The sequence below is a fragment of the Rhizobium rosettiformans W3 genome (assembly GCF_004912135.1).
Classification (GTDB): domain Bacteria; phylum Pseudomonadota; class Alphaproteobacteria; order Rhizobiales; family Rhizobiaceae; genus Allorhizobium; species Allorhizobium rosettiformans.
The window spans coordinates 1-1,158 of the sequence record NZ_STGU01000072.1; the positions used below are offsets into that span (position 1 = coordinate 1).

1 protein-coding gene is annotated in these 1,158 nt (G+C 62.4%); it reads left to right on the forward strand.

Features of this window, described 5'->3' with window-relative positions:
• On the forward strand, positions 1 to 1,158 hold a 1,158-nt coding region (locus tag FAA86_RS24805), incomplete at both ends, for a coiled-coil domain-containing protein (protein WP_167495091.1).

A 1,158-nucleotide genomic window follows, 5' to 3' on the forward strand; every position in this document is an offset into this window, starting at 1 on the left:
CTTCGCGAGCGCGCGGCAATCGCCGAGTTTTCAACTCTCCACGCAGAGCAGCAAAGCGTTCTTGCTCTGGAGGAGACGCTTAAGGCTGATCGAGATCTCTGCGAACAAAATGCCGCGGAAGCAAAGGCTGATCTCGATCGCGCCCATCAGGCGCAGGCGACCCTTGGCCAGCTAGACAGTGAACAAACGAAGCTTCAACTTTGGTCGTCACGCGCCTCAGCCCTTGAAGCGCAGGAAGTCTCGGCGCGCGAACGGCGTAATGCCGCCAGTGCGGCCGGAGTCGCGGCTGATCGGGCACGCGGCGACCTCCCCGTCCTCGAACGTGCAACCATCGAGACACAAAATATCGAAGCCGCAGCCCGGAGCCGCTTGGCGGCCCGCCAGCACGATGCGTCCGAACTGGCCGCGCTTCTGTCGGGCCTTACCGCCCATATTGGACACGACGACACTGACTGCCCGGTCTGTGCCACAAGGTTCGAGCCGGGCGACCTTCAGAGACGCGCTCGCAATGCCTTGGCTGCGCAGGACGTCCAGCTGGCGGAGCAAGCGCGTTCTGTTGGCGCGCTTGCAGATGCAACCGAAGCGGCAAGGCAGGAACTTGCCAAAGCGCAGGCTGTGATTTTTGCTGCTGCCGAGGCCGAAAATCTCGCGCGAAATGCGGAGGAAGCCGCTGACATGGAGCGAGCCGCTATCGCTGAGGCTCTTAATGTCCCTGCTGACACGGATTTGACAGCGCTTATCGGCGATCGGCTGGCGCAGGCGGGGCGAGCGCGGGCTGCCCATGTTCGAGATGCGGGTGGTAGCTCGAACAATGTCAGCACTGCGCAATCGCGCCTCAATGCACTGACTGCGTCACTCGCTTCGCTCGATGAACGGTTAGCAATCACAGTCCAGCGGCGGACAGTCAACGAGACCACGCTGAAATCTATAGGGGAACGTCTGGCCACGCTCGAACAGCCTTGGAGCAGCGAAGCCGCCAACTCGGCGGTTGAGGCACAGGGCAAGGTGTTGGAGGCAGCCCGCGCAAGCCTGGACGACCTGACGGTTAAAAGGGCAGCCGCTGCAAATGCAGAATCGGCAGCGCGCGAGCGCCTCGCGACAGCTCAGGCTGATCGGGATCGAATTGCCGCCGTAACTTCCGATGCCAGTGCCGCCCGT